This is a genomic window from Caballeronia sp. ATUFL_F1_KS39, assembly GCF_023630985.1.
Taxonomy (GTDB): Bacteria; Pseudomonadota; Gammaproteobacteria; order Burkholderiales; family Burkholderiaceae; genus Caballeronia; species Caballeronia zhejiangensis.
On sequence record NZ_JALQDZ010000058.1, the window covers coordinates 20,755 to 47,527 of the forward strand.

The window sequence follows — 26,773 nt, forward strand, 5'->3', positions numbered from 1 at the left end:
CCCTGCGCAAAGGATGAACATGGCTGAAGTCATTCAAGATCTGATCATGAATCCGCCCTTCGCCGTTGCCCGGCTGGGCGGCGGCAGCGTGCCGCAGGATTCGTTTCGCTGGATCACGCCGCCTGATCCCCGCTCGGGCGGTGAAACCGTGGTGTCGCCAGACTGGTCGCTGACCGTGGAAGCCGACGCCACCGTCACGCCGACCAAGCCGGCCACGCTGAGCTTCAGGGACGGCGCCATGATCCGTCCGGTGGCCCCCTTCATCGAAGTGTGGGCGCTCGTCGGCGAACCGGGCAGCGCGCCCGCGACCTGGCGAGAAGTCCCGCTCACGCCGGCGCGGCTGCAAGCCGAGCGCATCCGGCCGCGCGACGTTAGGTTCCGGGTGACGGCAATGAATGCCAAAGCCGCGCGGCGCACCGGCAATCCGGCGTTGCGCTTCGGCACTTTTCCGCCTGTGGAGATCACCGCCGCCGATCACATCGCGAAGCCGCTGCTGGCCACCAGTCCTCCGGACGCGAATCCCGCCATGATCCCGGCCGGTCGCACGATTCCGCTCGGCTCGGTGCAGGTGCTGCGCCCCCGTAGTCAGCCGACGGCGGGCACCACGGACTGGGCGGAGATAGTCGATGTGTCGGTGATGCGTCTTCGTTTCACTCCGGCGCGAGGTCATTTCTATGGCCCGCCCGAGACCGCATGGCCTCGCCCCACCACGCGCTTGGGCAGCAGCTTCGCACCCGTCGATGCGACCCGTGCCTTTCTCGATCCCGCCGCGGGGTGGGCCGGCGCGAACGCGCAGTCCACCGCACCCGACCAGCCAGCGGACACCTACGATGGCGCGAGTGTCGATCTCAATCAATCGCTCGGGATCGTCGACGACACGTGCGAGGTTCGAATTGAAGTCCGGCTTGCGCTGCCTAGCAGCGGTCGCGCGGCCACGGCAGCGGCTTCCGTCTTCGTCGCGCCGCCGGATTTTGCGCCGGACCGGCGACCATTCCTTTCACTGGCCGATGAGATAAACGATCGCGCGGGCGATGCCGCTGCGCGCTCCGCCGCGATGACCACGCCGGAACGCGATGCTTGGGTGGAGGACCTGTTCGAACGAATCTACGAAACTGTTTCGTTGCTCAACGTCGACGGCTGGCGCTTCGCACGCGCCGCCACGCTTGACGGCGAGCAACTCGCGGAAGGCATCCCCGATGACAAGACTCCCGACCCGAAGCGTGCTGCCGGGGCCGAGGACGCGCTGCGCAATCGCATGTTCGCGCTCCCCGCGCCAAGCAACGACGACCCATTGCCGATGACCCGGCATGCACGCATGCGCCATCTGAATCTGGCGAATCTGCAGGCCCTCATCGGGCTCATCCAGGGGAACGAGAGTAAAGACAAGGGCGCGGGCGTGGGACGTCTGCGCGCCCTGATTCGCGGTCCGTTCGAGGTCCGGCGGAACGAGAACACGAACCTGACCACAATGGCAATGCCGCCGTTCATGCGCCACTCCAACGCCTATCCGCTCAGCCTGTCGACATGGCAGTACGACCTGTTGATGGAATGGGCAGGCAAGATTGCGGTAGGCGCGGGTACGGTGCAGGAAACCGCGGCGGCCGAACCGTTGGCACTGGCGCTGCATCCGGCCGCGAAACCCTTATCCGACCGTGCGCAGCGGCGGCGTAACCAGGTGCTTGCGCGCACGCGCAACAGGGGGCAATGATGGAACGGCTGACGGTCCTGCCCGCGCCGCAACAGGCGCCGCTCGTGAGGCGCTTCACGTCGCGCATCGGCACGCACGTCCTATTCGTGCCGGGGTCGCGCATCTATGACCTCACGGACTCCAGCGGCGACGGCGAACACGGTGATGACGTCGAGCACCTTGTGAGCGCACTCGCGGAGACGTTTCTCCTCGACGAGCCCGTGGCGGACGCATTGTCGCAGGTGGTCGCGCCGGCGCCGCAGAGCATCTCGCTCAACGTTAGCTCGAGCTGCAATCTGTCGTGCAGCTATTGCTATGCCGGGCGCGGCGAGTTCGACGGAGCCCAACCCAAGCCGATGCGCTGGGAAACAGCACGCGCGGCGATCGATCGCCTGCTGGCCATGGCCGATGCTAGTGCGCCGGTGACGGTCGGCTTCCTGGGCGGCGAACCATTCGTCAATCGCAATCTCGTGCACCAGGCAGTCACATATGCGGCGGAAGCGGGCAGGCGCTCGGGGCTCGATGTGCGCTTCTCCGTCACGACGAACGGCACGCTGCTCAACGAAGCCGACCGGCAGTTGCTTCGCAGCCATCCCTTTGCAGTCACGATCAGTGTCGATGGCGGCGCGGCGACGCATGAACGGCTACGGCCGTTCTTCCGAAACTCCGGCGACGGCACGGGCAGCCATGCACGGCTGCGCGAGACCATCGCCCCGCTTCTCGATCGACCTGGCCAGGCGCGTATCGCCGCGCGCGCCACCGCCACGCGCATGCAACTCGACATCGCGCACTCGTTCGATGCCATTCTGGCGCTCGGCTTTGAAGAGGCCGGATTCGCGCCGCTGCGGCGCGGCCCCGAAGGATCCGGTGTGCTACAGGCCGAGGATTGGCCGGTCTATTCCCGGTCGCTGGCGGCGGTAGCGCGCACTGAACTGACGCGCGTCACGAACGGTGGTGCGCTACGTCTCACCAATCTGGCGGTCGCGCTGAAGCAACTGCATCGCGGCGCGAGTTCGCCTTACCCGTGCGGCGCCGGCGGCGGCTATTTCTCGGTCGCCGCGAACGGCGATTGGTACACGTGCCATCGCGCGATCGGCGATGCGGGCTTCAAGGCGGGAGATTCTACCGGTCTCGATCGCGAGCGCCGCAAGCGCTTCCTGCAGGCCCGCCATGTCCATGCCCAGACTGAGTGCGCAACGTGCTGGGCGCGCTATCTCTGCGCGGGCGGCTGTCATCAGGAAGCCGCGCAACGCACCGAGGCTTCATGCGATTTCATTCGCGGCTGGCTCGAGTTCTGCCTTGCAGCTTACTGCGAACTGAGCACGAGCCGTCCGGGATGGTTCAACGGCCGCTAGCCGCATTCCGTTTATAGTCCAATTCCGAAGGGGATTCCGTGAACCGCCCTGTCAAACTCCTGCCGCGCAACGTCGCGGCACTGCGCCGCGACGCCAACGCGACTTCGACCTCGGTGCTCGCAAGCCCTGTCACGGGCAATCCTGTCTCGACCCTGCTCGAGTCCGGTGTCGGCAACTGCTTTCCGGGCCTTGAGTGCGACCTGCGTAATCTGGAGCGGCGTTTTTTTCCGTTTCTGGAAGTCGATCTGTTCGACAATGCGATCGACGTGATTTCGGTGGACAGGGACGGTGTGGCCAACGCGGAAGACACCGGCGCACTCGAGGCCGCGCGTGCGCGCATCTATGACATGATCGCGGCCGATCTCGCGCAGGGCCGCCGCTGGCGCATCACAACGCTGAAGGGCGACCTGGGTCGGCTGGGTGTGCGCACGCTGGACCTTGCTTCGCTCGGTCCCAGAGAGGGCAGAGACGATCCGCCTGATGTCTGGACCGCGGTTCGTCTGCTCAGGGAAGAGACGCCGGTCACGCTTACTTTCCGGCGCGGTTCGCGGTCGCAAGCGCTTTCTGGCCTTCGCCAGCGTTACCTCGACGACAAAGGCGCGCTCGCCGCCATGTTCCTTCCCGGCGAACTGACGCAATCGCTGTGCAGCCCGTGGACGCACGACTTCCGCGACTGCGCGTGTTTTTACTGGGCCTCAAATCATCCCGATATTGCGCAGCCGCCGGAGCCTGCGGCAAGCCCCGCCGCTCCCGAATGGAATGCCGAAGTGCCCTGGGAGCGTGCCGCCCGCGCTGCCGACACGCTGCCGGCGCCGGCCACCGCCGACCTGCGGGGCACGGAACTGGACCACTACGAGATCAACTCGCGCTGGCAGGAACTGAACTTTGTGCTCGAAGGGCGCGAGCACACCGGCCCCTATGTCGCACAAGAACGTCAGGAAAAGGCGTTCGACAGCCTGCAGGAACTGACGGCTCACTTGCGCTACGCAGCCGGCGTCGAACTGGCGGCGATGCAGATCTACCTCACGGCGGCGTTTTCACTGGTCAAACCGGCCGCCGGCGGCACACTGGCTGGCGATGTGGAGGCGGCTCATGCCGAATTGATGCGCATCGCGATCGGCGAGATGCAGCACCTGCGTGCGGTCAACGACGTGCTCGCTTCCATGTCGCGGCGAGCGCAGATCGCCTTCGATCCGGCGTTGCAGGTCGCGCGCGTGCTGCCCGGCCAAGGTGGCCGACCCTGGACGGCACGCGCGGCCACACCCGAGGCGATCGTGTCCTTTCTTGCGCTCGAAGCGCCTTCGCAGTCGGTCGATGGTCTCTATGCGCGCATCCTCAAGACCCTGGAAGCGAACGGTACGCACGACGAGCAGCAGACAATCGCCGCGGTCATCGCCGAGGGCGAAGATCACTTCGAGACTTTCGAATTCATTCAGGAATGGCTGGGACGCCACCCGATCGCCGACTATCTGATCCGGACGGACCTCGCCGCGCCGCCTGCGCACAACGCCGCTCACGCGACGCTGCAGACGCTCTACGTGCAGACACTCACCCACCTTTACAACGGCTACACGCTTGGGCTGCCGGGCGGCGCGGTCGACATCAACCAGGCGCGCATGACGATGATCGCTCAGACCGGCGGCTTGCAGCCTGCCATGCAGGCGGTCGCGGACGCAGGCTTCCTCGTCGCCTTCGACGTCATCGGCGACAAGCGCTTCGCGCCTCTGGACGCACCTTGAACAGCGCTTCGTCCGATCATGCCGTGCCGCGCGGCCCGATGCCCTCGTGCGCTCCGTCGGCCCACACGGCCGATTTCGTGGTCATCGGCGCGGGCCCCGCCGCGCTTGCTTGCGCACTATGGCGTGCCCGGCACGGACGGGTATTCGTGGTCAGGCCAGAAAAGGCGTCTTCGCAAACCGACGCTGCCTGGATCGAAGCAGTTCCAACGCGGACTATCGCGGAACTTGTCGCGCTGGGCATTCATCCACATGATCTGGGCGTGCGCGAGTTCGTGCACACGCGAGCCATTGCCTGGCGCTCACCGGAGCCGGAGATCATGGACACCTACCCGGCGGCTCATCTCGAACGACCCGCGCTCGAACACGCTCTGCTCGCGCTCGCCGAGCGCCACCGGCGTATCGACTTCGTGCCGCACGATGCGCTCGCGTCCTGGTCACAGGCGGGTCCGACGCGTGCGGGAAGCGGCACTTACATCATCGATGCCTCGGGCCGACGCGCGCTCACCGCAACGCGTGTTCATCGTCCTCGGCGGCCATGGATCGCGCGTACGTTCGCGGTAGAGTGTGACCCGCGGCGTGGCGTCGCTCCGCTCATGGTGGCGGCGCTGCCAAACGGATATCTATATCGGGCGGCCGGAGCCCGCTCGACAACCGTGGGCGTTGTCGGGCGCGGATCCATGCTCGCGGGAAGCGGGCGCGACGTGTGCTTGCGTCTGCTGGACAGCACGGCGCGCTGGGCCGTCGTGGATCTCGCCGCGCGCGCCTGGCGCAGCATTGGTTCGCGACCGGCGTCGCTGCAATGGGCCGAGTTCGACAACACCGTTGCGATCGGTGACGCGGCGTTCGCGCGCGATGCGCTGTCTTCGCAGGGCCTGGCATGCAGTCTGGCGGATGCGCGCTACGCTGCGCACGTCGCGAACGACCATGACCGCCAGGCCCTTGCCGAGCGCTCGCGCCTCGCCTGTGAGTCACATGCTGCGGCGCTTTTGCGCATGGCGCGGGAACAGTGGTGCAACACCGGGTTATGGCGTTACTATCAGGCGGAGCTCGGCGCGCTGCAGGCAGCAGTGCGGGGCATGCCGTTACGTGCCGCCGATGAGGCACCACGTCGGCATGAGCGCTCCGATCTAACTTTCACAAGCTCGATAGAAGCCCGGCGACAGCGCCGTCCGTTGGAACCGGGAACGCCCGTGTCGTCAGATAGAGCGTAAGCGCTAAAGCGAGCACTCCTATCTTCGTCGCTTTTAAGAGCGACGATCGCGTCCGCAACCTACATTGCAGACGCAGACCATGGGCGATGATGAGTTCGACTTTCTGCCACTCCAAGTACTCGAGATTGACGCGCCCGCTATGTTCACGAGAGCTAGATCGGTTATATCGCAATGTCTATCAAACCTCCGCCTCGTTTTCAATGAAAAGTTCCTTCCATTGGATTACCCCTAGTCGGGCCACATATGACGCCTTCTCCAAAACAGCTGAGTTGGCCATCGTGCCTCATCACGGTAATGAGCAGACCGTGCTTCGAGATAACGGCTCCATGCCAGATCTAGACCCGCGCCGTAATTGACGATCGCCTGCGAAGTATTTGTGGCGACGGCGTCAGCGGCCGCTATGCCTGTTCGGATCGCCATTAACATGCCACGTCCGCACAGCGGATCGAACGACAGTGCAGCGTCGCCAGCGGCTATCCAGCCCGCACCAAAAAAATGCTCGAGCCGCGATGACCTCGCCGAGACGAGTAGCGGAACTGCCGTGAGGACATAGCCCTTACAACGTATTAATTCAAAAACGTGCTTCGTCATCCCAATTTTCTCGGCGAGCCAACCAGCGTTCTGCCAGGAACGCTTGCTCAGCAAGTCCGCGTCCGTCTGGAAAGACACGACGCGCTCGTCGCAGGGCGTGATTGCCGTGTACCACCAGCCGTCGGCTGTCGATTCGACGAGCGTGTGACCGTCTCGATCGGCAGAGGACGCACCCGAGAGGCGGACATAGACTGACACCAGGCGATCAACTGAAAAACGACGAACACCCAGGCGACTCGCCGCGACACGCGCACTGCCACTCGCATCAATAAGATACGCTGTGCGCAACACCCTCTCGTTTGTTTCCAAATTCCACGCTTCGTGCTGCCGGTGAAGATCGCGCACGTTCAGCCCGGTCACTACGCGGACTCCGGCAAGACGGGCCGCGTCGACCAGCGAAGCCTCAAACTGTGCCCGGTTCAATTGCCACCCGGATCCGTTAAGACGGGAGATGAATTCCGAACTGACGAGTGTCGATGCGCCCCACGCCGAAGCTGTGCCGTGCGATGGCAAATGCGCGCCGCCATCGAGAATAGATGCCAGGCCAATCGTGTCCAGGGCGTATGTTGATTCGGGAGCGAGCGTCTCCCCCGGCTTTCGCCACGGCTGCGCGCAACGCTCAATCAGCATCGTACGAAGACCCTTGCGCTCCAGCGCTATCGCAGCACACGTGCCCGCCAGACCTGCGCCGATGACAATGACATCCGGATGCTGCTGCATGGGTCGTTCACTCGTCAGGCGTTGTGCTGGTCGATCCAAGTCGGCGCAAAAGATACCCATTCGGCAAGCCCTCTGCGCTTTTATGCGTCGGAGGGAGCATCGGTGCGAGCGCTCCGGGGCACGACTCCACCCAGACCATTGGAGGAATGCCCGGCAAATCATTAGGACCCGCGCATTCTTCGATGATGCCAAGCCGATAGAACTGTTCGACCATCGCGGCAATCGGATCAGTGTCGGAAAAATTCCTAAACCAGTTTTTGCGCCTGAAAAACGCCCTGCGTCGTTCTTCGCGCGGCTTCGTGCGATCCATCAGGACTTTATAGTCTTCATCGGAAAGGACCTGATTGGGAACCCGCGCGGGCCAGAAGGTGGGGAGGCTGTCGGTCGTCTTGAAATTCGCGTATCCTGAAAGGCAACTGGCTGTATCTGTCTGCCACGGCAATGCCATCCAGCGCGTTAGATCACCTGCCGCTGACATGTTGAGCGGTCCGCTCACGCCAAGCGCCACGTCCTTCGCAAGAACATCGCCGTAGTCCTGTTCCGGCAATTCGGCGGGACGCCGTCTAAATCTTAAAGGACCGCTATAGAGGGAACGAGCCCTGACGATCCACGTAAGCTCGCAGCCGGGATGGAACGCGTCGGCAAGGCAATCGTCCAGTGCGGCGCGGTCCAATTTGGATGGTTGTTCGGCGAGCGGGAGTGCGTCAAAAGCCACAGGCTTGCCGGCGACACCCTGCAGATCACTCTTGAATGCTCCGACGCTCCACGCCTTAAGGCGCTGATACTGCACAGCAGATATCGTGGACAGGCTCGACTTGTCGTCGGGAGCGTCGACTCCATCACCATAGAAATAAGGCCACAAGGAAGCATCCGCTCGGCTGACGTCCGGCGGGCGAAAACGCGAAAAGATTTGTTGCCTGTACTCGGCGTTCTGGGCTGAATTGTCCGCAAGTCTCGTCATCAGCGCGGCAGCGTCGTACGGTGCACCAGCACCAAAGACCGAGGCAAATCCGTTATTGACCCATTGCAGCCGCGACAGGCGCTCGAAGATCGGCTGGATATGCTCCGAGAAGTAGACTTGATCGTCCGGCCCAAACCACTTCCAGGACGGACGCGATCCAAGGTCGTACATCAAGTCATAAAGTGTGCGCACCGTGCGCAGTCCTGGTGCGTAATTGGGCGGCGCAACTACGACCCAGGCGCCATCGACCCGGATCGGCTTGCCATCAATCACGACTCGGGCGTCCACCGGACCGTCCGAGATGTCGTCGCACCAACCGTTGTTGTTAGCAAAGTCAAGCGGTGGCATGCCGGCTACCGAGTGTGACTTTCCGAAGCCGCCTAGCACCAGCAATCGCCCCTGTTCGTCCGTCCGGATCTCGCCCAGTTCGACGGGCGCGTTCATGAATCGGCCGCTGTCGAAATGGAATGCTTTCCCCTCCTTATTGACGCCCTCGATGGAGCGGGGGCCAGGGTCGATCACGAGCGCTGCACGTGCGGCTCCCACGAGCTGAGGATTGCGCCGCCTCGATGTGACGGTTGATGCCAGCGGATTGTCAAATGCGATATGGAACTCATACCAAGCGGCCTTCTTGTTCGCGAGATGCACCGTCCACTCGATTTGCGAGTTCTCGGGCGTCAACTCCGCAACGACTTCGCCATCGGCGGTGTAACCGTAGATTCTGAATCGAGCAGCCTGTCTGCGAAGGGCACCGTGGGCGTCTTTGTAATCGCCTCTGCGAAGCGTCGGACCGCCGTCTGTCTCGGGCCCAATGAAATAGCCGGCCGCGCCTGCCTCACGACTGTTCCCGACACGCGCGATACCGATACATGGATGGATCGCTGCCCGCTCGATCTTCATGGGACAAGCTCCTGCACGTAAGAAAATTCGCTTGGAATCGATACCTTGTCACGGACGGACAGACTGACGCATGACGTTGTGACGTGGCCCGAAAGCCGTCGCGTCGCACGAATACGCGACGGACGAGGCCCGAGTGCGTTCCCGAGGTCATCAGGTCGACGCGACAGTCGAGCTGCATGGGTGGCTCGACAGCGGCGAGAAATGCGCGCGATGAATTGCAGCAGCATCCCCCTTAACGACTTCGTCATAGCATTGTTTTGCGTCAGTCGAAATTTTGTTCAGTAACAGGAGAGGACTACTGCAAATGAAATTAGAGTCTCACATCACGAAAGTCAAGAGAGCCAGGTTTTTCGCTCGCTTACCAACCGACGAAGCGTCGCTGACCGCTAAGGTGTCAGTTTTGCGATCGAAAATGACCTGAGGTGCCGCAGTATAGGGACGACAGGATCCGCCATATCCATGATTTGGCGCGCGTTGTCGACACGTGCCACTATCAGTGCAATGATATGTTTCGGCTCCCGAAATATGCTGTCGATTTGACTGACTATGCCCTACTATGAGACGTATGTAGCGATGGGTGATGCATGCCGATCAAGCGCTGGCCCGGATGGACAACGCGTACGCGGACACGGCCAGATGAGATACGATCATTTTGATCCGCCGGGAAACGTCGACGACTTAACCGGTGACCTCGAAGCAAAGCAACCCTGGATCCCAAGGATGCCGCATGATTTCGGTGTAGGCATCGCGTCAGTCCGGGAATTCTTAGAGAGAAACGGCCGCACGAGGCGGTTCGACCAAACTCGGAATCTCGCCCCGTAACACATCGCCCGGTGCAGACTTTCGCGAAGCGACGCTTTCTCGTCATTTAGCATGGAGGCACGATGCGTCGGCGAACCCTTGCAATCGCGGCCTGCGCGATCTTCGCGCCGATGCCCGCCTGGCCACAGATATCGAACGCGGATCAAGACGTGATCCGGCGCCACGAGTTGCTGATATTCGTGCCGCAAAAGGACAGGTCGATCACCCGCAAGCCTGCCGGATTCGACGCACTGTCCAATCTCTACATCATCTCCGTTCTGTCGCCTGGCACGGATCTGGACATCCTCAGTAACGGCGACACCGGTAAATGGCATCTTGCCACCCCGAAATCCGTTCCGCTCGTCGAGACGAATCCGTGGGACGATGCGTACTTCGCCGCCCGGATCCTCCGCGGCGCCGAGGTGGCACCGAATAGCGCTTTGACGGCGGACAACTTCTACGTCGAACCGAACGTCGAAAGTAAAACAGCGAGCGAACCCGCGGGAGCGGGACCGCTCGAGCCTCCTTGGCCTAACGGCAAGCATTTTGCATGGCACCTCGATGACGAACACACCGGTCTTTCGTCCGCGAGAAAGCGGGCTATCCGCCCGGGCGGCTGTACGCCGCGAATAACGATACTGGACACTGGCTATGACCCGCGGCACGAAAGCACGCCACGCGGATTGGAGAGAAGCCTTCAGCGAAACTATTTCGATCCCCGGACGCGCGGGTCAGGCAATGCCACCGATCCAGGTGAACCGTCAGGTTTGCTCAAAAACCCGACGCACGGAACCGGAACGCTCGGCATTCTGGCAGGGGGCAAGGTCGAAGTAACGGGAAACCATGACGGATTCGAGGGCGATCTCGGCGGCGCGCCGGACGCGCGCATCGTTCCCGTCCGGATATCTGATTCAGTGATTCACTTTTGGACGAAGGAAATGGCGCAGGGAATCGACTACGCTGTCGATTTGCCTGAAGCTGGCTCGAAGCAATTCTGTGACGTTGTGTCGATCAGCATGGGCGGCTTGCCTTCGCGCAAGTGGGCCACAGCAGTCAATAAGGCGTATGAGAAGGGAATCGTGGTCGTCGCGGCTGCGGGCAACAACTTCAATAACCTGCCGACTCGCTTCGTCGTGTATCCAAGCCGTTTCGCCCGGGTCGTAACGGTGCCAGGTGCGATGGCGGACTACATGCCGTACGTCGCGCCGCCCAAAGCAGACAAGACCATGCAAGGCAACTACGGTCCGCCATCGGTCATGCGAAAAGCCGTTGCTGCCTACACACCGAATATTCCGTGGGCGCGATGGGGAACGACCAGCACGTACGATCTGGACGGGGCGGGAACGTCTGCTGCGACGCCCCAAGTTGCGGCAGCATTCGCGTTGTGGCTCCAGGCACATGCCAATCAAGATCATCTTGCGTTGGGACCGGACCGGGTCGATGCGAGCATGGAGGCGATTTTACGGTCCGCCGATAAGACGAGGGCAGACGCAAAGACGACGAAACTGTTCTTCGGCCGTGGACTTCTGCGGGCGAATGATGCGATGGACACCTCTCCCAGACCACCCTTCCCGAAACACGAGGCCGCCAAGGTCAGTTTTCCGTTCTGGAGACTCTTATTCGGCCTTGACGAGCCCGATGCGCCCCTGACCTCGGAGGACGAAATGCGAGAACTCGAAGCGTTGCAGATATCGCTCCAAGACCCGAAGCTAGCACGTTACACCGGCGACGGATCCGATTTCGAAGCACGTGGAACCCCTTTTGACCGCGATGCCGACTTCTTGAATCGCCTGCGGAACGCGAACATATCGAACGAACTGAGACGTTTTCTTGACAGCAAGGCGTCGAAAAGCAAATAGCTTCGCTGGAAAGGCGACCGTTGGATCGCCTCGCTCCTCGCGCATTTTCCGACACACTCAGAACAAGTCAATCGTTTCTTGTGCGATCACGTCCTCATCGAAACCCGTCGTTCGCAGTACCCTGACATCTGCCTTTCTCGCTCCGCTGAATTGATTTCGGTCAATGTCGACCTGGGGTACGGGACGCCCCACTGCGATCGTATTCCAATACGCGCCGTTGTCCGCTTTGACCTGAACCGAGTATGTGACGCCGCTTTCCGCTTTCAGCTCCGCTGCTTGCGCCAGGGTGATCGTGCGCCTGTGCGGGGCCTCGGGACTTGCGCCGGACAGCACCAGGTTTGCGGCATTCTGGACGAGCGCCGTGCCTGCGTGATAACGGTCGGCTTCTTTGTTGTCAATTGTTAGCAAAACCGATTTCATCCCCGGCAGGCGTGGCAAATCGGCCTGCACGAGGCCTACGTCATCCTGCGGAGACTCGCAAGAACAGGAAGATCTGCGAACGACAACAGCCTCGCGGTACAACTCATGACCATCGTCATTTAGAACTACGAGTTGCACGCTGTCGCTGGCGGGGGCATCGCTCGCGACAGTCGAAGTTGACGGATTGACGTAGAGAATCCTGCCTTCACGCATTTTCGTATTGATTATCGCCACCACATGAACGAACGTTCCTTTCCTGATTGCAGTCATGGCATCATGTCCTGAAGGAGGCATTCTCAGAGGGCGTCTTCCGCAATCAGTCTATCGAGGATCGCTTTGTAGGTGTAGGGCGATAGCCACTGGTCATCAGCATAGGTCATGACGTCGTGATGCTCGGTTCCGCCAAGAGCTACCATCGCTAGATTAAGCGCGGAATCGCCCACGTCGAGTCCGGCAAACATTCCGTCCGGCGGGCTGATGCAGCCGTTTTCATAGGGAAAGTTCGCGTCACTTGCATCCTGCTGGCCGGGCGGGAAGCCTGGGTGGTAGCGTCCGAAGGTGTGTCCCAGTTCATGAGCCCCATACCAGTCTGCATAGGAGGCGTCGCGGTCGCCAGCCAAGCCTTTGGGCACGCCCGCAGGTCCCGATGCCACAACATCGGGCTGAGGTGTGCCGGGTATCGTGAACGCCTTGCCACGCATGAAGTTGCGCGAACCGTCGTCGTCGACGAGGCCGAAATAATGCGTTCGCGGATCAATGCCGCTGCTGACCTCGCGGCTACGCAGCGCGGCGAGCTGAGCATTAGCAAGGTCGGCTGTGGATTCATTGAGGGGTGCCCTGAAATCGGCATCCACCACGATCTGCGACCATTCTATTGACGCGATCGGATAGGCTCGCAGCAAGAACGACTTCAGAAACGCGAAATGGATGGCGGCGGGCGATATGGCTGCTTCGCCATTGTTGTAGCGCAGCCCGATGACGCGAATGCGGAGCGGCGGACCGGTCCTGAACGACACGTCCACTGGCTTCGGCGCGCCGATGGGCAGATTGCCGCCGCCGGGCTGAAATAGGCGGCTCAGGCGTAGGCGCAACGGCCCAGCCGCGACGGCTTGGCATGGAAGCCGGAAATTCAAGCTTGCATTGACATCTGTGCGTTGCCGGCCAATTTCGATCGGTTTGCCTGGATCGATGCGGACCGTGTTCATGGAGGGAAGATATGTCTCGGCTCCGCCGCGACTCCAAGCGATTTCGCCTGTGATCTCCCCTGCCCGGTCGACTGAAACAGGATCGACGTACAGACGCGCAATCGTTGCCTTTCCGGCAATGAGATCCACGCTATTCGCGAAGTCCTGAACGCACTGGACGACTTCGATTCCACGGATTTCGACGGCGGTCCTCGTCGGTCCTGACTTGAACATCGACACCGGGCGCATGCGAGCTGGTTTATCATATCCAGAAACCCTTCGCTTTTCTGCGGGCATGTTTTCCTCCATACTTCTCCACTGTCTGAAACATCCTCAGGCATCGTACGGGTCACACGCAAACAGTCTATGACTCACGTGACAAGGGAACGAGCGTCAAGGCAACCTTCTTTGTTGGCTTCCGCACATACCGGAGCCGACACCTGCCAAGGTGTTACTTGAGTATGACAAGGACTACTTGAGGTTGTTGCATTTAGCCGAAGCGAACGGCTTTAATAGACCTGAACAAGAACTCGTAAGATAAAAGATGTTCTACGGCGGCGCGACTCATCGTATCGTGGCGCTGTTCGCTGCGGCCATTCAAAACACGTAGACATTGGTCCGACGCTTCTGAACGGTCAGAGGCGGCATTCACTCCGACTTCACTGTAAAAAAATTTGCTGAATCGCGCGAGGTGCACTATTCCTTATAGTCAAAGGCTTTTGTAGCGCAAGAGACGAGGTATGTTGACAAGAGTTTTTCGAGAGAAAGTGGAGATCATCGCGAAAGAGCTTCGGAACTTGCGTGCTCAATTTACGGGTCCACCAGGTGCGCCGTATGCGCCAAGTCTCAGAGGGTTTGTACCGACGAGTGGCGTGATTGATCGCGCCATCATTCCGCTAATCGGACGGATGAAAGTCTGCTTACTTCATCAATGCGTTCGTACAGAACTTCGGTCAAGACTATGCGGGGACTGACGGTGCCTTAGGCCCGAATCGGCACGCACGGCTCGATCGCGAAGTCCTGAAAGTAGGCGGCTGAAAGTCGAGTCATAAACTGTCACATTCCATAACGTCCTGCTCGCAGGTTCGCACTCAACATTGAGATCGAACGTGCTATTCGGAGTTGCCGCTTCTGAGAGCAGACGGGATGTCAGCTAGACCGCGCCCGGACGAGAACTTGCGCCATTACTGACAGGATAGATAGCGATGTCCTCGTGCCTTGGTAGTGTCAAGTCGATCGCATTCGCGACACCTAGGGGATTTTAGATGAACACATATCTGCCGCCGGCGAGGCTAAAGGATTTTGACAAATCGGCGAAGCCTCAGGATATGTATGACGCGTGGCACCGGCTTATGTCTGATGCCGTCAACGTGGAGGGCTATCCTGCAGCTTTCGACGCGCTGGAACTGCCGGCGATGGACGAAGCGGTTCAGCAGGCAGCACCGATCTGGTTTGGCCTGCCTCGAACGATAAAGCGAATGACCAGCACTATTAGCGAGGCAGCTGCGATGGTGGAACATCCCATCGCAATGGGCGGCTTCGATCCGCTCGCGCAGGGCAATTTCACGGTGCCGTTTCGCGACAGTATGGGTAAGGCTGTTCCGGGCCAATGGTATCGACCGCAGGACGAATATCTGGAATGGGTAACGCGAACTGACTCCGACGGTGTTGTCACAGAAGTCGAGTTCACTTGCGAAGGGCCAGAATATTGGAATCTGATCTCGCAAGACGATCGCCTTGTTGTCGACATGTACCAGGAAATATGTCATTCAACTGCAATTACAATTGATGATTTAGTCTTTCCTAAGGATCTAATTTGGACCAATCCGAATGAATTCGATCCGAACACTCGAAAGCCGGTGTCTCGAACGTACAAAAAAGGAGACTACAACCCATACAATATTTGGAATTCTAAAAACGCCGTCCATCTGACACAGACTGCCAACACGCTTGGTGCGGAAATTCGCCTCGCCCAAGATGCGACTAAAGCTTATGGTGTTCCGAATCGGGTCACCGATGACCCCGCTTTGGCTTGCTGCGCAGCCTACGGTGGAATTAATCGGATGAGTGATCCGACGATTGGCCACGCGGTTAATCAACAAGTCATTCAGTTTGGCCGTCGCGTAGCGCTGAGAAATCCCATCGGCCTGTATATAGCAGGGCTGGTCGACAATCAGCTTTCACTCAACGGCGCGCCGTTTCCCGATCAAGCGGCCTGCTGGACCGTCCTTCGACCAGGTCCTGCCGAGGTGACGGACATGATCGTGCGCGCCCGATTCGCAATTCCGCCGGGTACGATGCATCAAGGCAAGCAACTACGTGTCGGAGACCTCACCTACAAGGGTGAGCAGATCAAATATGGCGGGCAAATCGCGGACTTTGTGCAGATGACGCTTTACGCGATTGCCGTCTCAGGTGCGCCTGCTCAGAACGCCATTCCTTGCAAGTTCAGCCCGTGTCCTACGCACGGCCATCCGGAGTTGATCACCGCGGTACCCTTCGGGCAGCCATGCCACGCAACGGCGCAACAGTCCCTCCTTGCTGCAGGATTTGTCTTGCCGCCTAGCGACGTGGTGTCGCTACAACCATCCGGCGGTCTCATCCGCGCATCTCATCGATAGATCATGATCGAAGAGCCCATTCTCGATACCGACGAAATCCAAGGCAATATTCTTGAGGGTTTCAATAAGGATTTTCAAGGTGTGCTGCCGATTTGGTTCGGCGACGACGTGCGCCAGACGAAGGAGTGGCTCGCGGAACTTTTGCCGAGCATTACCTGGCTCTCCGAAGTGCATGGTTTTCGGAAGGCTCTTAAGGCGGGCCTTGCTCTAACGGGTGAGGAACCGATCGGCCTCACCTCCTTGTGGACGAACATTTCGTTGTCCTGGCCAGGCATCGCCAAGTTGACACCGCAGGCCGGTACGTTCGATCCGATCTTCAAAGCGGGCCTGCCGGATGCGACGGGCCGGATCTTCGACCCCCTTACCATCGGTACGCCTGGCGAGGCGAGCAGTTGGAAATTCGGTCAGAGTGGCAACGTCCCCGATGCGCTCATTATCGTCGCAGGTGACGTCGCCGGCGAAGTTGATGCGTGCGTCGCGGCTACGATTGAGAAGGCTGCGAAGCATGCCGTCGCTTGCCGCCATCCAGATATCGGCCGAAACCTTAAGTCGTACGGGCGCCCTGAACTAGCCGGTCACGAGCACTTTGGATTTAAGGACGGGGTGTCCCAGCCTGCGGTTCGCGGCCGCGTGTCACAAGGTATCAGCGATTATTTAACCGATCGGCCGACGAATCAGGAAGCGAGCGTCGCAATACCCGAATTATCGACCACGGGAGCACCTCTTGTTTGGCCTGGAGAATTCGTGCTCGGCTACGACTGCCAAGCCGGTGGTGACTTCCGTACGTCGCGCGATCCTTATCCGCTTGGACCGAAACCTTACGCCGACGTGCCGAACGTCGTTGGGCCATGGTGGGCCCGCAACGGATCGTTCCTTGTTTATCGGCGACTTCGGCAGGACGTCCGTGCGTTTCAAAATTTCCTAGAAGCAACCCGGGCACAACTTCGTCAGAGCGCCGAATTCAGCACACTTACATCGGATCATGTCGGAGCGATGCTCGTGGGGCGTTGGAAGAGCGGAGCACCGATTTTGCTAGCAACCGATCATGACGATAAGACGCTCGCTGACGATGACAAGCGAAACAATGCTTTCGACTTCAATGAACTCGATGCTCTCGGCACTATTTGCCCGCAAGCAGCGCACATTCGAAAGGTCAATCCCCGCAAGCTGGGAACTGATCAAGGCCCCCCTCCGACGACTCTGAACCATCGAATTCTGCGCCGTGGAATAGCGTATGGGCCGCCACTTGCCACCGGCGCTTCAGACGCAGACGCAGGAGCAGATCGCGGTCTGCTTTTCCTGAGCTATCAGGCGTCGATCGGCGAACAATTCGAGCTTCTACTTCAGAAGTGGGCGAACAATACGGCTAACCCCAATGCTGGTCTCGCACCCCCCCCGGGAAACGGTATCGATCCCATCCTCGGCCAGCTAGCTAACTCTCCTCAACGCTATATCATTCTGGGGGCATCGCAACAGCGGGTAAATCTGCCCCACACCCCTTGGGTTACGGCTACAGGCGGCGGATATTTCTTTACGCCCTCGAAAACGGCCCTAGAAGAAGTCCTGCTCGCATAGTTGGAATCGAAGATGTTCTGGATCGGTCAGGTGAAACGAACGGCAATATCCAGCCCTTCTACGGGTCAGAATCCTGTATAAAGTTATTGATATTTAGTATACCGAATCGAGTCATCCGTAGAATTTGCAGATCGGCTCGTTTGCGCGGCAGTGAGGTGTGCAAACGATCTGGATTTGCAGGGAATATCTGCTATTCTCGTTTAAGAGAGGATAATGCCGATTGCCCGCGACAAGGCAGGAGAAAATCATGTCGACACCCCGGCATGCGCACAACGGACCGACCCAGTCACGTGATGCGACTCCCCTGGTTCAACCTGTCGTCTTCATTGAATGAATTTGCGGATATGAAGTTATTCATATCCCTTTCATCCGTCACTGAAAGTTCGAAAGTTCCGTCGATCACCTTTTCAGTGAGGGTTTCCCGGTCCTGATGGATTGCGGTTATCGGTCAGCGATGTCTGGGATCACGTGCGCTCCACAACTGGAAAAGGAGAGTCCCATGGCGAAAGACGACGTGAAGAAACTATCGGTGAAATCGGCCGAAGCGGCCGAACTTGCGGCCAAGTGCGCGGCGGAACTGGCGAAATGCGCAGCCGCCTACCACGCCGCGGTGGCGCGGGCAGCGTCGGCCAAATGCGCGGCGGCCGCCGCCAAATGCGCGGCCAACGCCGCGCACTGCGCCGCGAGCGCCGCCAAATGCGCCGCAAGCTGACCCGCGTCGCACGGGACCGGCTCCAGGACTAACGGACGGAAGACGAGGTCATGGGCGTTCCAATACTTGGAGTCGGACTACAGTTCAATCCGTCGCTGATGGACTGGTTTCCTTTTCTCGATCAGCCCCTCGATGTTCTGGAAATTCTATTCGACGGCATGATGGCCCCGCTCGACGGACCAGGACTCATGTTGCCGACGATGGTCGATACAATGCATGAGGTTGCCGCGCGCTTTCCGCTCGTCGGGCACTCGAACTACGGCGGCGACTTCGGATTCGATGCGTTGGGGAGCACGCCGGCGGTGCGGCGCCATGTGCCGCTCGCCCGGGCCTTCGGCGTCCCGTGGGTCTCTAATCACTGCTTCTACAGCGACGCATCATGGTGCGACGTATGGAGTAGCCCGCTGCAGTTCACGCGGGACGAGGCCGATCGGCTCGCGGCGCGCGCGCGCGCGCTGCAAGAACTCTACGGAGTCCCGCTCGCGCACGAGAACGCGGCCTATTACCGGACGTGTCCCGGCAGTGACATGCAGGAGGAAGACTTTCTCGCCCGCCTCGTCGAGCGGGCAGGCACTTATCTGCACCTCGACTTGCACAACCTATACGCCAATGCGCAAAACCACGGCGCCGTTGGCTACTCGATCGCACGCTTCCTCGACACGATTCCACTTGATCGCGTCACCTGCATTCACATGGCAGGCGGACGCTGGCTCGACAACCAGTATCACGACCTGCACGACACCCCCGTCGTCGAGCCCGTATGGGATCTGCTCGACGACGTGCTGTCGCGCACCCGCCCCGGCGCGGTGATCCTCGAATACGAGACCGACGCGCTGCATCGTTGCGACGGGGTGCTCGACATCCCCCGCTCCGTTGACGCCATCCTCGCGGATCTTGAACGCGCACGCAGCGCGTGGGATCAGGCGTATGGTCCCGGTAGCCGTCAAACGACTTGCCAGGAGGCTGCATGAAAGTCGGACAGGACATCGAAGTCGCACCGGCGAGTTGGACGTTTGCCGGCAACGTCGCCGATACGTTCGTCGAACACATCCGCCGATCGGTCCCACACTACGACGCGGGGCATGATTTGGTCTGCCAACTCAGCGACTTCTTCTGCCACGACGATAGCGTCTGCTACGAAATCGGCGTGTCGACCGGCCAGTTGCTGCGCAAGCTGGCGGAGCATCATGCGTCGAAGCCGGGCATCACGTGGATCGGCATTGATCCCGTCGAATCGATGATCGCTAAGGCGCGACAATACTGCGTGGAATTCCCCAACATCGAGCTTGTGCCCGGCGACGCGCGGCTATACGGCTTCGAGAAGGAAGCCGATCTAATCGTGTCCTACTATTGCCTACAGTTCATCCCGCCCAAGCACCGACAGCAGGTTTTCGACAGGATCTACACGCGCTTGAACTGGGGTGGCGCCTTCATGTTGTTCGAGAAGGTCCGGGCACCGGATGCGCGATTCCAGGACATGATCGTGTCGCTCTACAACGATTACAAGCGGCGCGAGGGATTCTCGGCAGACGAGATCCTGAACAAGACGTCGAGCCTCAAGAGCGTCCTAGAGCCGTTTTCCACGGAAGGTAACCTAGGACTGCTCAAGCGTGCGGGATTCGTCGACGTGACGACCGTCATGAAATATCTGTGTTTCGAGGGGTTCCTGGCCATCAAGTAGCGTTCACCGAGGGGACCCTCGAGCATGGATACCCGGAGCGATTTTCATACTCGCGAGCCGGCAAGCGCGCATCGCGACGAGGGCGTCCTAGATGCCCGTCTGGTATGGGACACGTGGCGACGAATCCTTAGCGACGATCGCCTGGCGGATGCGGTCACGCGCGAGAATCATGCCGACGGCGCGGTGCTCGCGCGTCTGAGCGCCGCCGAGCGCGCCGTCGCTGCCGACTACGCGCGCACGCCGCGGGCGACGGCAACCAACATACGGATGTACCGCCGCAGCCTGGTGCGCATCGCCCGCATTGCGCTCAGCCGTGTACCGCTCACGCAGCGTCTGCTGCTGACGAGCGGCCTAGACGTCGACGCCGTTGCAGACGAACTGGCCCGCAGGCAGAGCTACATCGATGATGGTCCGAATTTCTGGCGCCTCGCCGGCGTGTTCGTCGCATACCTCGCGACGCGTCCCGAGTTCGCCGCGCATAGTCACCAAGACGTACTGGGCCTAGATCAAGCACTGATCGCGCTCGCCCGCCGTCTCGGCCAGATCGCGGTGGAGCGCTGGCCGAACGCGAGTGCCGCGGCTTTCGGCGACGCGACCTACGCGAATCCCACTCGCTTTGTCGCGTCCCAGGCCGCCGTCGTCGCCACATCGCGCCACGATCTCACGTCGTGGCTCGAGAACCCTTACGGCTACGATCCCGCCGAAGCGTTGGCCCCGTCGCCCCGGCATTGGCTGATCTATTTCCCGGATGCCGACAGTGCGCCGGCTTACGCAGAGCTATCCGAGCGATCGGCGTGCGTCTTCGGACAGCTCGCCACGCCGAGAACCGCCTCCGACGTGACGCGGGCACTGGGCACGCTGTCTAACGCTGAAGCACGTGAAGTGATCGGCAAGCTCGCGGATCTCGGCGTAGTCCATCAAGAGCACGAGGGTGCACACGAGAGGCGGCGCCGGACGCGGCAGGATACGTTGGGCGACGACCAGTTCGTCATGCTCGATCCGGCCGTCGAGATGCTGGACGACGAGATCGCCGAACATCGCTTTCTCTGCCACGGTTACGTCGAAGTCGGCATGGCCGTGCCGCCCGGCGAGGGGCTGGCGGACTTCGTTGCCCGGCTGGCACGTCAGCCAGTTCGCGTCGGCGAGTTGCGCGACGGCTTCGACGACCGACATCTGGTCGAGACGATGCTGGCCGCGCTGCAGGAGCACGGCTTCCTCCACGTGATCGCGCCGCAAGCGCCGTGGGCCGAGAGGTTGGCGCAACTGCGCCGCGCTGCCGCGGCGCGCCGCTGGTCCGGGCTCTGCCACACCGTCGAGTTCAGGCTGGATAGGGCATCGGTCGACATAATCAGCGCCCGGATTGAGGCTGAGCCGACCGCCCCGCTGCTGCATCTGCGCTGCACGCGTCCCGGTGACCACGCCCCGACACTCGCCGCGCTCGCTGATCTGCGGCAAGCCGGCCGGCTGCGCGTGCATCACGCGGTGGTACAGGTCGCCGAACCGGCCTGTGATGCGGAAGTCATCCAGTCACTGCGCCGCCTCGGCGCCGGGATGATCGTCGATGTGCCGTGGCCCGCGCCAGAGCGGCCGATAAGCGGGCTCGACGCATTGACGCGCGCGTGCGTGCCTGTGCACGCGCGGATGACGCCAGATCGCACGTTTCTCGACGCCGCGACGCGCGAGCGCGCGGTCGCATGGGCGGAATCGGCGTTCCTCTGCGGCCTGTGCCTGACCCTCGAAGCCGACGTGGTTTGGCCCGGGCGCGACCCGTGTCCGGCCGATTTCGTCAGCGTCTTCGAGGCCGTACGCGCGATGGACGACGCGCTGGGCGACGTGAGCGTCGTCAACCTGCCGAGCGATGAAGTGCTGCTCGGCCACGCGTCGTCGGCCCGCCCCAGCGCGCTATCCGACCTCGCCCGGCGTTTTCGTCTTGCCTATTTGCGCTGGCGCGTACCGCTACTGAAAACCTTCGAGGGCGACAACACGTTCAGCCAGAGCCCGGGCGCCGAGGAAAAGCTCGTGCGGCTTCGGGAAGACCTGTTGCCGAACCACCCGGAACTGCTAAACCTGACGGCGGGTAGCGTCGTCGTCGACGTCTGCGGCGGCAACGGTCGTGTGGCACGCCGACTTGCACCACACGTCGGTCCCGACGGCCTCATCGTGTCGATCGAGATGCTGCGCTGCGTGACCGATCGGGCACGCCGCTTCGGCTGCGAACTGGGCTATACAAACTTGCAGTTCCGCACCGGGCTGGCGCAGCGCCTGCCGTTGCCCGACGGCGCTGCCGATGCCGCGGTCAACGAGTGGACCGGCGCAATCTGGCAGTTGGGGCTCGGCCCGGCGATGGTCGCCGAGATGGCCCGCGTCGTACGCCCCGGCGGCCGCATCGCCGTCACGCACCGGCTGGTGCGGCTGCCGCTGACCCGGCTCGCCCGGCCGTGGGTTCAATTCGACGACATCTACCCATGGATGCAGGACGCGTTCGCCCGCCCGGATCTGGCGATCGTCGTCGAGCGAGTGTGGGGGCAAACCACGTCGACGCTGGTCGGCGAAAGGGCGACCGCGTGGCGCAAGCACTATATGCCGCGCCTCGTCAATCCGTTCGAGGTCACCTACACTGAGGACGGGGACCCGGGTCCGCACGCGGACGTATGCTTCACGATCATTGCGGAGCGCATTCGATGAACATGGATGCACTCCCCTGCCGGACCGCGCTGCAATCGCGCACCGACGCGTTTAGCGCGGCACGTGCAACCCTGCGCCGCTTCGGCATCCCCGACGTGCTGCCGGCGTTGCACGCCGCTGGCTTGCAAATCAGCCGCAGCGTGCTCGGCGGCTCCCATTCATTGGCGATATATCCGCCGATCGACGCGCTGACGCCGGTCGAACCAGCCGCTGTCCTGAACGCTATTCGTTTCGGTCGCGATGCCAGTCTTTACGTGCACGTGCCGTTTTGCGAGACCCGCTGCACGTTCTGCCACTACACGGTGCGGCACTATCCGGGCAAGGCCCGCGCATCGAAGTCGGACAACGAAGCGGTGACGCGCTACCTTTACGCGCTCGAACGAGAGTTGGCCCTGTGGGGCGAACGGCTCGCGCGATCGGGCACGGCGCTGTCGTCAATCTACATCGGCGGCGGCACGCCGCTGATACTCGAACAGGCGGCACTACGAGATCTCATAAGCGCGATCCGCGCTTGCTATGACATCCTGCCCGGCGCCGAGGTATGCATCGAAGGCAGCCCGCTCACCATCACCGCCCCCGACGGCCTCGACAAGCTGCGCTTTCTGACGGAGCACGGTTTCACGCGCCTGAGCTTCGGGGTGCAATCGTTCGACGACGACGTGCTGAAATACGGCGGGCGTGGCTACAAGCGTGATGTGCCGATGCGCGCCGCACGCATCGCCAACGACACCTTCGATAACTGGAATCTCGATCTTATCCAAGGTCTGTACAAAGGCTCACCGGAAGAAACCTGGAGAAACCTAAAGGTGATCGCGGAACTGCGCCCGGCCCATCTCACGTGGTATCACGGCCGCTTCTCCGACCGCCCCCAGCGCGACTGGTACCAGTCGGAAGACCGGCGCGACGATTTCGAGGACGAGCACGCGACGCTGCTTGGGCGCATCCTGATCTGGCAAGGTATGGCAGCGCTCGGCTATCACCGGTGCGACGGCAACCGCTTCGTGCGGGCACGCCACTATGCCGACCCGTTCAAGCGGATCCGCACGTCGGCGTCGCGGGATCTGATCGGCGTCGGCGTCGCGTCCTATTCGCACGTCGGCGCGTCGCCGGAGAAGCATGATTGCCACGGCTACGTGTTTCGCAACGCGACGCAGCTCCGGGCGTACGCCGAGCGCCTGTCATCCGGTGTGCTCCCGATCGCCACTGGACGCCTCATTGACGACGCGGAGCGGCTGGCGATGTCCTACGCGACCGGGCTGCGGAATGGCCGCGTCGAGGATGCCGCGCTGCGCGCGATCGCCGCCAGCATGCCGCACCAGTCTGCACTCTACCGGGAACAGGCCGACAGGCTGAGCGCGCTCGGAATTCTCGAACCCGATGGAGGCCGGAACGGCGCATCCGGCTTGCGGCTGACTGAACTCGGCCGACTGTTCGAGGACGAGACTCTGGCACTGTTCTTCAGTCCGGCCGTGCGGCAGGCGCTGGCGGCCCGGCTGGATCCAGCGGTACGACCCGTGCATCTAGTAGCCGCCCGCGCATCGCCCCCGCCGATGATACGAGCCTGACCTGATCCCTGAGCGCTCTTCTAAAAAATCACCGCGAGATTTTGCCTTCGAGCAGCATCGACAGCTATGCGCTCGACAGATGGACTTGGACTTTTCCACCGTCAGCCTGGGGCCAGATAAACCGACCTCGCTCCAATCGTTTTGCGAGCAGCCAGAGCCCATCGTCGGTCGCCCAAAGCAGCTTCACGAGATCGCCGCGGCGGCCGCGGAAGATGAATACGTTGCCACCCAGCGGATTCTCTTCGAGAGCTGTCTGCACTTTCGCGGCCAGCCCCTGGAAGCCGCAGCGCATGTCTGTCACGCCGGCCACGAGCCAAACGCGCGTACCTGCCGGCAGCGCGATCACTTCAGGCATTCCTGCAGGAACGCTTCAGCGCGCTCGGCAGACAGGCCGCGAATCCTCACACGCCGTTTGCGATCTCCACCTCGATTTCGCAGTATGCGGTCCTTCATGGACGCCCTAGCAATGGACGAGTGATTCTCTGATGCTTCTGATGCTACCTGTCCACGTGGACAGCTGGGATGAGAGTACATGACAGAAGATCGAGATTTGCGTAGCCGTCTGGTAGTCGGCGCGAAGCGGGATGGTCGCCGGGAATACGATCCGCAAGCCCGCGAGGAACTGGTCCAGTTGTGCATGACGTCCGGCGTTTCGATAGCGCGTACGGCGATGGAATACGGTTTGAACCCGAACCTGTTGCGCGAGTGGATCACGCGCTATCAGAAGACACATGCGGCGCAGAATTCGGCGGAGAAGGAACTGAGGCCAGCAGACAGGGCATCGCTTGATGCCATGCCGCCGACCCTGCGGACTCACGCGCCCGACGTGTCATCACCATTTGTACCGGTCGTTCCGGGGACTGTGACGGTTGAACCTGCGGTGTCCGCGCGCGCACCATCGATCGCGGTTGCCTTGCACATACGTTTGCCCAACGGTGTTGAGTCCGACATCGCAGAGGCGACCATCGACGAGCTGACCACCGTGGTCCAGATGCTCGGGAGGATGCCGTGTTCCGGTTCGACGATAATCTGAAGGTCTACCTGCACCGCGATCCTGTCGACTTCCGCTACGGCATGAACAGTCTGTCGATTCTCGTCGAGCAGTCGATGCGCCTAAATCCTAAATCCGATGGACACGTCGCTTTACATCTTCGGAAACCGACGTCGTGACCGAATAAAGATTCTTGGCTGGGACGGCAGTGGTTTCTGGCTTTTGATAAAACGATTGGAGAGCAGCAGTAGTTGCTTGAGGATAGTGTTCAGTTCGGGACTCGGATTCATGGCCGGCTCAATGGATCAGAAGGGATTGCTTGGCACCTGCCTCGGGACGCTGTTAAAGACGTTGGCAATCTCGGCGTCTTCCGGCATCCGTTGTGCCGGATCGAGCCAAATGAGCGTTCGACCTTCCCCTTAGTCTTTGCGCGATATGCCTTGCATGCGCGCGGAGCAAAGCCATAGTGCTGCGCGAATGCGACGAGCTTCGCGTTGTAGACGATGTGCTATGGCCTTAGGAGCGAGTATTCACGCCCGGTCCACCGAAGGAAGTCTTCTTCCCGCAGTTGCATGAGCTTGGCGCACGCGGCCTGTCCGACTTCACCGACATGGCCGAACTGCAAGTGACGATCGCTGGCGTGCCATTCAAACACCGGCTGTACCACTTCGTGCTCGTGTTCTCGCGCTGGGAATACGCTAATGTCGTTGAAGGCGGCGAGAGCTTCGAAGCACTGTCCATGGGATTGCAAAATGCACTATGGCAGGCCGGGGGATGTCCGCGCGAACATCGCACCGACAGTCTGTCCGCGGCGTTCAGAAACCTCGCGGATGAAGACGACTTCACGGTGCGCTATGCGGCGCTGCTCGACGAGCACTACGGTACGAACGGGACGCGCAACAATCGCGGCCTGGGCCACGAGAACGGTAGCGTGGAGTCATCGCATCGCTATTTGAAGGAAGCTGTCGACCAGGCGTTGATGTTGCGCGGCCATCGGGACTTCGTTGATCGTGCGGCCTATGATGAGTTTCTGCGCGGGGTCGTCATGCGTCGCAACCGGCGGAACGCAGCCGCGTTCCGCCTTGAGCGGGAACTGCTCATGGATCTGCCGTTAAGGCGCACAACCGATTTCGTCGAGGAAGAAGCGCGCGTTACACGCTGCAGCACCTTCACCATACGCGGCATTCCGTACAGCGCGCCGTCGCGCCTCATCGGTCATCGTCTGAAGGTGTGCGCGTGTATGGTTTTTAGCGTTTCAAGGATTCTCGCTTTCCGAAAAACCGCACCGTTGATAACGAGAGTTATCACGCGTTCTGTCTTCAGCACCCGCTCGGACGCCTTACATAAATGAATTTATCGTCTGTTCATCGTACGTTATTCTAAATTATTAACACAGGTTACTGCGATCACTGTGCCATCACGAATCACCTTATTCTGACAAAATTTGGACGGCTAGCCAGCGCCGTTGGACCGTCAGTTTTGGCTATGGTCAACTGGACGACACGCAGGCTCATC

At 61.1% G+C, this 26,773-nt stretch carries 20 protein-coding genes and 2 pseudogenes; 16 read left to right on the forward strand and 6 right to left on the reverse strand.

What is annotated here, in order from left to right; genetic code table 11:
- Positions 1 to 19 precede the first annotated feature (19 nt).
- The 4 genes from NCR93_RS28860 to NCR93_RS28875 are packed head-to-tail and all read left to right on the forward strand — an operon-like array spanning position 20 to position 5,992.
- Complete coding sequence (locus NCR93_RS28860) at positions 20 to 1,708, forward strand: hypothetical protein (RefSeq protein WP_250532330.1); 1,689 nt, start codon at positions 20 to 22, stop codon at positions 1,706 to 1,708.
- Positions 1,705 to 3,042, forward strand: coding sequence for a radical SAM/SPASM domain-containing protein (locus NCR93_RS28865; protein WP_250532331.1), 1,338 nt, complete (start codon positions 1,705 to 1,707; stop codon positions 3,040 to 3,042). Before NCR93_RS28860 ends, NCR93_RS28865 begins: the two co-directional genes overlap by 4 nt.
- Before the next feature lie 38 nt (positions 3,043 to 3,080).
- Positions 3,081 to 4,781, forward strand: coding sequence for a ferritin-like domain-containing protein (locus NCR93_RS28870; RefSeq protein WP_250532332.1), 1,701 nt, complete (start codon positions 3,081 to 3,083; stop codon positions 4,779 to 4,781).
- Positions 4,778 to 5,992: an NAD(P)/FAD-dependent oxidoreductase gene (locus NCR93_RS28875; protein ID WP_250532333.1), complete on the forward strand. Its 1,215-nt coding sequence runs from the start codon at positions 4,778 to 4,780 to the stop codon at positions 5,990 to 5,992. The genes NCR93_RS28870 and NCR93_RS28875 overlap by 4 nt, the downstream gene beginning before the upstream one ends.
- A gap of 228 nt (positions 5,993 to 6,220) precedes the next feature.
- Here the strand turns inward: NCR93_RS28875 and NCR93_RS28880 are convergent, their stop codons facing one another.
- Positions 6,221 to 7,303, reverse strand: coding sequence for an NAD(P)/FAD-dependent oxidoreductase (locus tag NCR93_RS28880; protein ID WP_250532334.1), 1,083 nt, complete (start codon positions 7,301 to 7,303; stop codon positions 6,221 to 6,223).
- A gap of 7 nt (positions 7,304 to 7,310) precedes the next feature.
- The gene (locus NCR93_RS28885; RefSeq protein ID WP_250532335.1) at positions 7,311 to 9,164 is read right to left on the reverse strand and encodes a LodA/GoxA family CTQ-dependent oxidase; all 1,854 of its coding nucleotides are present in this window, start codon (positions 9,162 to 9,164) and stop codon (positions 7,311 to 7,313) included.
- A gap of 884 nt (positions 9,165 to 10,048) precedes the next feature.
- On the opposite strand from NCR93_RS28885, the gene NCR93_RS28890 reads away from it, so the two are divergent.
- Positions 10,049 to 11,824, forward strand: a complete 1,776-nt coding sequence (locus NCR93_RS28890; protein ID WP_250532336.1) for a S8/S53 family peptidase — start codon at positions 10,049 to 10,051, stop codon at positions 11,822 to 11,824.
- A gap of 57 nt (positions 11,825 to 11,881) precedes the next feature.
- On the opposite strand, the gene NCR93_RS28895 is transcribed toward NCR93_RS28890, so the two are convergent.
- Together NCR93_RS28895 and NCR93_RS28900 are read right to left on the reverse strand one after the other, a co-directional pair.
- Positions 11,882 to 12,514, reverse strand: coding sequence for a hypothetical protein (locus NCR93_RS28895; protein ID WP_250532337.1), 633 nt, complete (start codon positions 12,512 to 12,514; stop codon positions 11,882 to 11,884).
- Positions 12,515 to 12,540: 26 nt separating this feature from the next.
- Positions 12,541 to 13,725, reverse strand: a complete 1,185-nt coding sequence (locus tag NCR93_RS28900; protein WP_250532338.1) for a hypothetical protein — start codon at positions 13,723 to 13,725, stop codon at positions 12,541 to 12,543.
- Positions 13,726 to 14,693: 968 nt separating this feature from the next.
- On the opposite strand from NCR93_RS28900, the gene NCR93_RS28905 reads away from it, so the two are divergent.
- The 7 genes from NCR93_RS28905 (at position 14,694) to NCR93_RS28935 (ending at position 24,267) form a co-directional block, all read left to right on the forward strand.
- Positions 14,694 to 16,049, forward strand: a complete 1,356-nt coding sequence (locus tag NCR93_RS28905; protein WP_250532339.1) for a DUF8225 domain-containing protein — start codon at positions 14,694 to 14,696, stop codon at positions 16,047 to 16,049.
- A 3-nt stretch (positions 16,050 to 16,052) separates the two neighbouring features.
- Positions 16,053 to 17,624 (forward strand): Dyp-type peroxidase, encoded by a 1,572-nt coding sequence (locus NCR93_RS28910; protein WP_250532341.1) that lies wholly within the window; start codon positions 16,053 to 16,055, stop codon positions 17,622 to 17,624.
- A gap of 499 nt (positions 17,625 to 18,123) precedes the next feature.
- Positions 18,124 to 18,336, forward strand: a complete 213-nt coding sequence (locus NCR93_RS28915; RefSeq protein WP_250532342.1) for a hypothetical protein — start codon at positions 18,124 to 18,126, stop codon at positions 18,334 to 18,336.
- A 50-nt stretch (positions 18,337 to 18,386) separates the two neighbouring features.
- Positions 18,387 to 19,307: an MbnB/TglH/ChrH family RiPP precursor modification enzyme gene (locus tag NCR93_RS28920; protein ID WP_250532343.1), complete on the forward strand. Its 921-nt coding sequence runs from the start codon at positions 18,387 to 18,389 to the stop codon at positions 19,305 to 19,307.
- On the forward strand, positions 19,304 to 20,017 hold the full coding sequence (locus tag NCR93_RS28925; protein WP_250532344.1) for a methyltransferase domain-containing protein: 714 nt from the start codon (positions 19,304 to 19,306) through the stop codon (positions 20,015 to 20,017). Before NCR93_RS28920 ends, NCR93_RS28925 begins: the two co-directional genes overlap by 4 nt.
- A gap of 24 nt (positions 20,018 to 20,041) precedes the next feature.
- Positions 20,042 to 22,702, forward strand: coding sequence for a methyltransferase domain-containing protein (locus NCR93_RS28930; protein WP_250532345.1), 2,661 nt, complete (start codon positions 20,042 to 20,044; stop codon positions 22,700 to 22,702).
- Positions 22,699 to 24,267, forward strand: coding sequence for a coproporphyrinogen-III oxidase family protein (locus tag NCR93_RS28935; protein ID WP_250532346.1), 1,569 nt, complete (start codon positions 22,699 to 22,701; stop codon positions 24,265 to 24,267). Before NCR93_RS28930 ends, NCR93_RS28935 begins: the two co-directional genes overlap by 4 nt.
- Before the next feature lie 64 nt (positions 24,268 to 24,331).
- Here NCR93_RS28935 and tnpB (NCR93_RS28940) read toward each other — a convergent pair whose 3' ends face one another.
- Positions 24,332 to 24,622 carry an IS66 family insertion sequence element accessory protein TnpB gene (tnpB, locus tag NCR93_RS28940; RefSeq protein WP_350029162.1) on the reverse strand — a complete coding sequence of 97 codons (291 nt, stop codon included), beginning with the start codon at positions 24,620 to 24,622 and terminating at the stop codon, positions 24,332 to 24,334.
- A 177-nt stretch (positions 24,623 to 24,799) separates the two neighbouring features.
- Here tnpB (NCR93_RS28940) and NCR93_RS28945 point away from each other — a divergent pair, with 177 nt between their 5' ends.
- From NCR93_RS28945 to tnpB (NCR93_RS32075), 3 genes are read left to right on the forward strand one after another with little or no spacing between them, the layout of a single operon-like run.
- Positions 24,800 to 25,300: a transposase gene (locus NCR93_RS28945; RefSeq protein ID WP_250532347.1), complete on the forward strand. Its 501-nt coding sequence runs from the start codon at positions 24,800 to 24,802 to the stop codon at positions 25,298 to 25,300.
- Complete coding sequence (gene tnpB / locus NCR93_RS32070) at positions 25,276 to 25,437, forward strand: IS66 family insertion sequence element accessory protein TnpB (RefSeq protein WP_350029163.1); 162 nt, start codon at positions 25,276 to 25,278, stop codon at positions 25,435 to 25,437. Before NCR93_RS28945 ends, tnpB (NCR93_RS32070) begins: the two co-directional genes overlap by 25 nt.
- Positions 25,397 to 25,681 (forward strand): IS66 family insertion sequence element accessory protein TnpB, encoded by a 285-nt coding sequence (gene tnpB / locus NCR93_RS32075; protein ID WP_350029164.1) that lies wholly within the window; start codon positions 25,397 to 25,399, stop codon positions 25,679 to 25,681. Before tnpB (NCR93_RS32070) ends, tnpB (NCR93_RS32075) begins: the two co-directional genes overlap by 41 nt.
- On the opposite strand, the pseudogene NCR93_RS28950 reads toward tnpB (NCR93_RS32075), so the two are convergent.
- Positions 25,638 to 25,766: pseudogene (locus tag NCR93_RS28950) on the reverse strand (IS21 family transposase); the annotation flags it as partial. The gene tnpB (NCR93_RS32075) and the pseudogene NCR93_RS28950 sit on opposite strands and share 44 nt — an antisense overlap.
- A 30-nt stretch (positions 25,767 to 25,796) precedes the next feature.
- Here NCR93_RS28950 and NCR93_RS28955 point away from each other — a divergent pair.
- A pseudogene (locus NCR93_RS28955) lies at positions 25,797 to 26,489 on the forward strand (IS21 family transposase); the annotation flags it as partial.
- Between the last annotated feature and the right edge of the window lie 284 nt (positions 26,490 to 26,773).

Bases quoted from the DNA above. Each gene is read 5' to 3' on its own strand.
- NCR93_RS28890 (WP_250532336.1), top strand. From the start codon at position 10,049: ATGCGTCGGCGAACCCTTGCAATCGCGGCCTGCGCGATCTTCGCGCCG.
- NCR93_RS28900 (WP_250532338.1), bottom strand. From the start codon at position 13,725: ATGCCCGCAGAAAAGCGAAGGGTTTCTGGATATGATAAACCAGCTCGC.
- tnpB (WP_350029162.1), bottom strand. From the start codon at position 24,622: ATGCCTGAAGTGATCGCGCTGCCGGCAGGTACGCGCGTTTGGCTCGTG.
- NCR93_RS28915 (WP_250532342.1), top strand. From the start codon at position 18,124: ATGGCGAAAGACGACGTGAAGAAACTATCGGTGAAATCGGCCGAAGCG.
- NCR93_RS28930 (WP_250532345.1), top strand. From the start codon at position 20,042: ATGGATACCCGGAGCGATTTTCATACTCGCGAGCCGGCAAGCGCGCAT.
- NCR93_RS28935 (WP_250532346.1), top strand. From the start codon at position 22,699: ATGAACATGGATGCACTCCCCTGCCGGACCGCGCTGCAATCGCGCACC.
- NCR93_RS28905 (WP_250532339.1), top strand. From the start codon at position 14,694: ATGAACACATATCTGCCGCCGGCGAGGCTAAAGGATTTTGACAAATCG.
- NCR93_RS28925 (WP_250532344.1), top strand. From the start codon at position 19,304: ATGAAAGTCGGACAGGACATCGAAGTCGCACCGGCGAGTTGGACGTTT.
- NCR93_RS28885 (WP_250532335.1), bottom strand. From the start codon at position 9,164: ATGAAGATCGAGCGGGCAGCGATCCATCCATGTATCGGTATCGCGCGT.
- tnpB (WP_350029164.1), top strand. From the start codon at position 25,397: ATGGACACGTCGCTTTACATCTTCGGAAACCGACGTCGTGACCGAATA.
- NCR93_RS28945 (WP_250532347.1), top strand. From the start codon at position 24,800: ATGACAGAAGATCGAGATTTGCGTAGCCGTCTGGTAGTCGGCGCGAAG.
- NCR93_RS28880 (WP_250532334.1), bottom strand. From the start codon at position 7,303: ATGCAGCAGCATCCGGATGTCATTGTCATCGGCGCAGGTCTGGCGGGC.
- NCR93_RS28865 (WP_250532331.1), top strand. From the start codon at position 1,705: ATGATGGAACGGCTGACGGTCCTGCCCGCGCCGCAACAGGCGCCGCTC.
- NCR93_RS28920 (WP_250532343.1), top strand. From the start codon at position 18,387: ATGGGCGTTCCAATACTTGGAGTCGGACTACAGTTCAATCCGTCGCTG.
- NCR93_RS28895 (WP_250532337.1), bottom strand. From the start codon at position 12,514: ATGACTGCAATCAGGAAAGGAACGTTCGTTCATGTGGTGGCGATAATC.
- NCR93_RS28910 (WP_250532341.1), top strand. From the start codon at position 16,053: ATGATCGAAGAGCCCATTCTCGATACCGACGAAATCCAAGGCAATATT.
- NCR93_RS28860 (WP_250532330.1), top strand. From the start codon at position 20: ATGGCTGAAGTCATTCAAGATCTGATCATGAATCCGCCCTTCGCCGTT.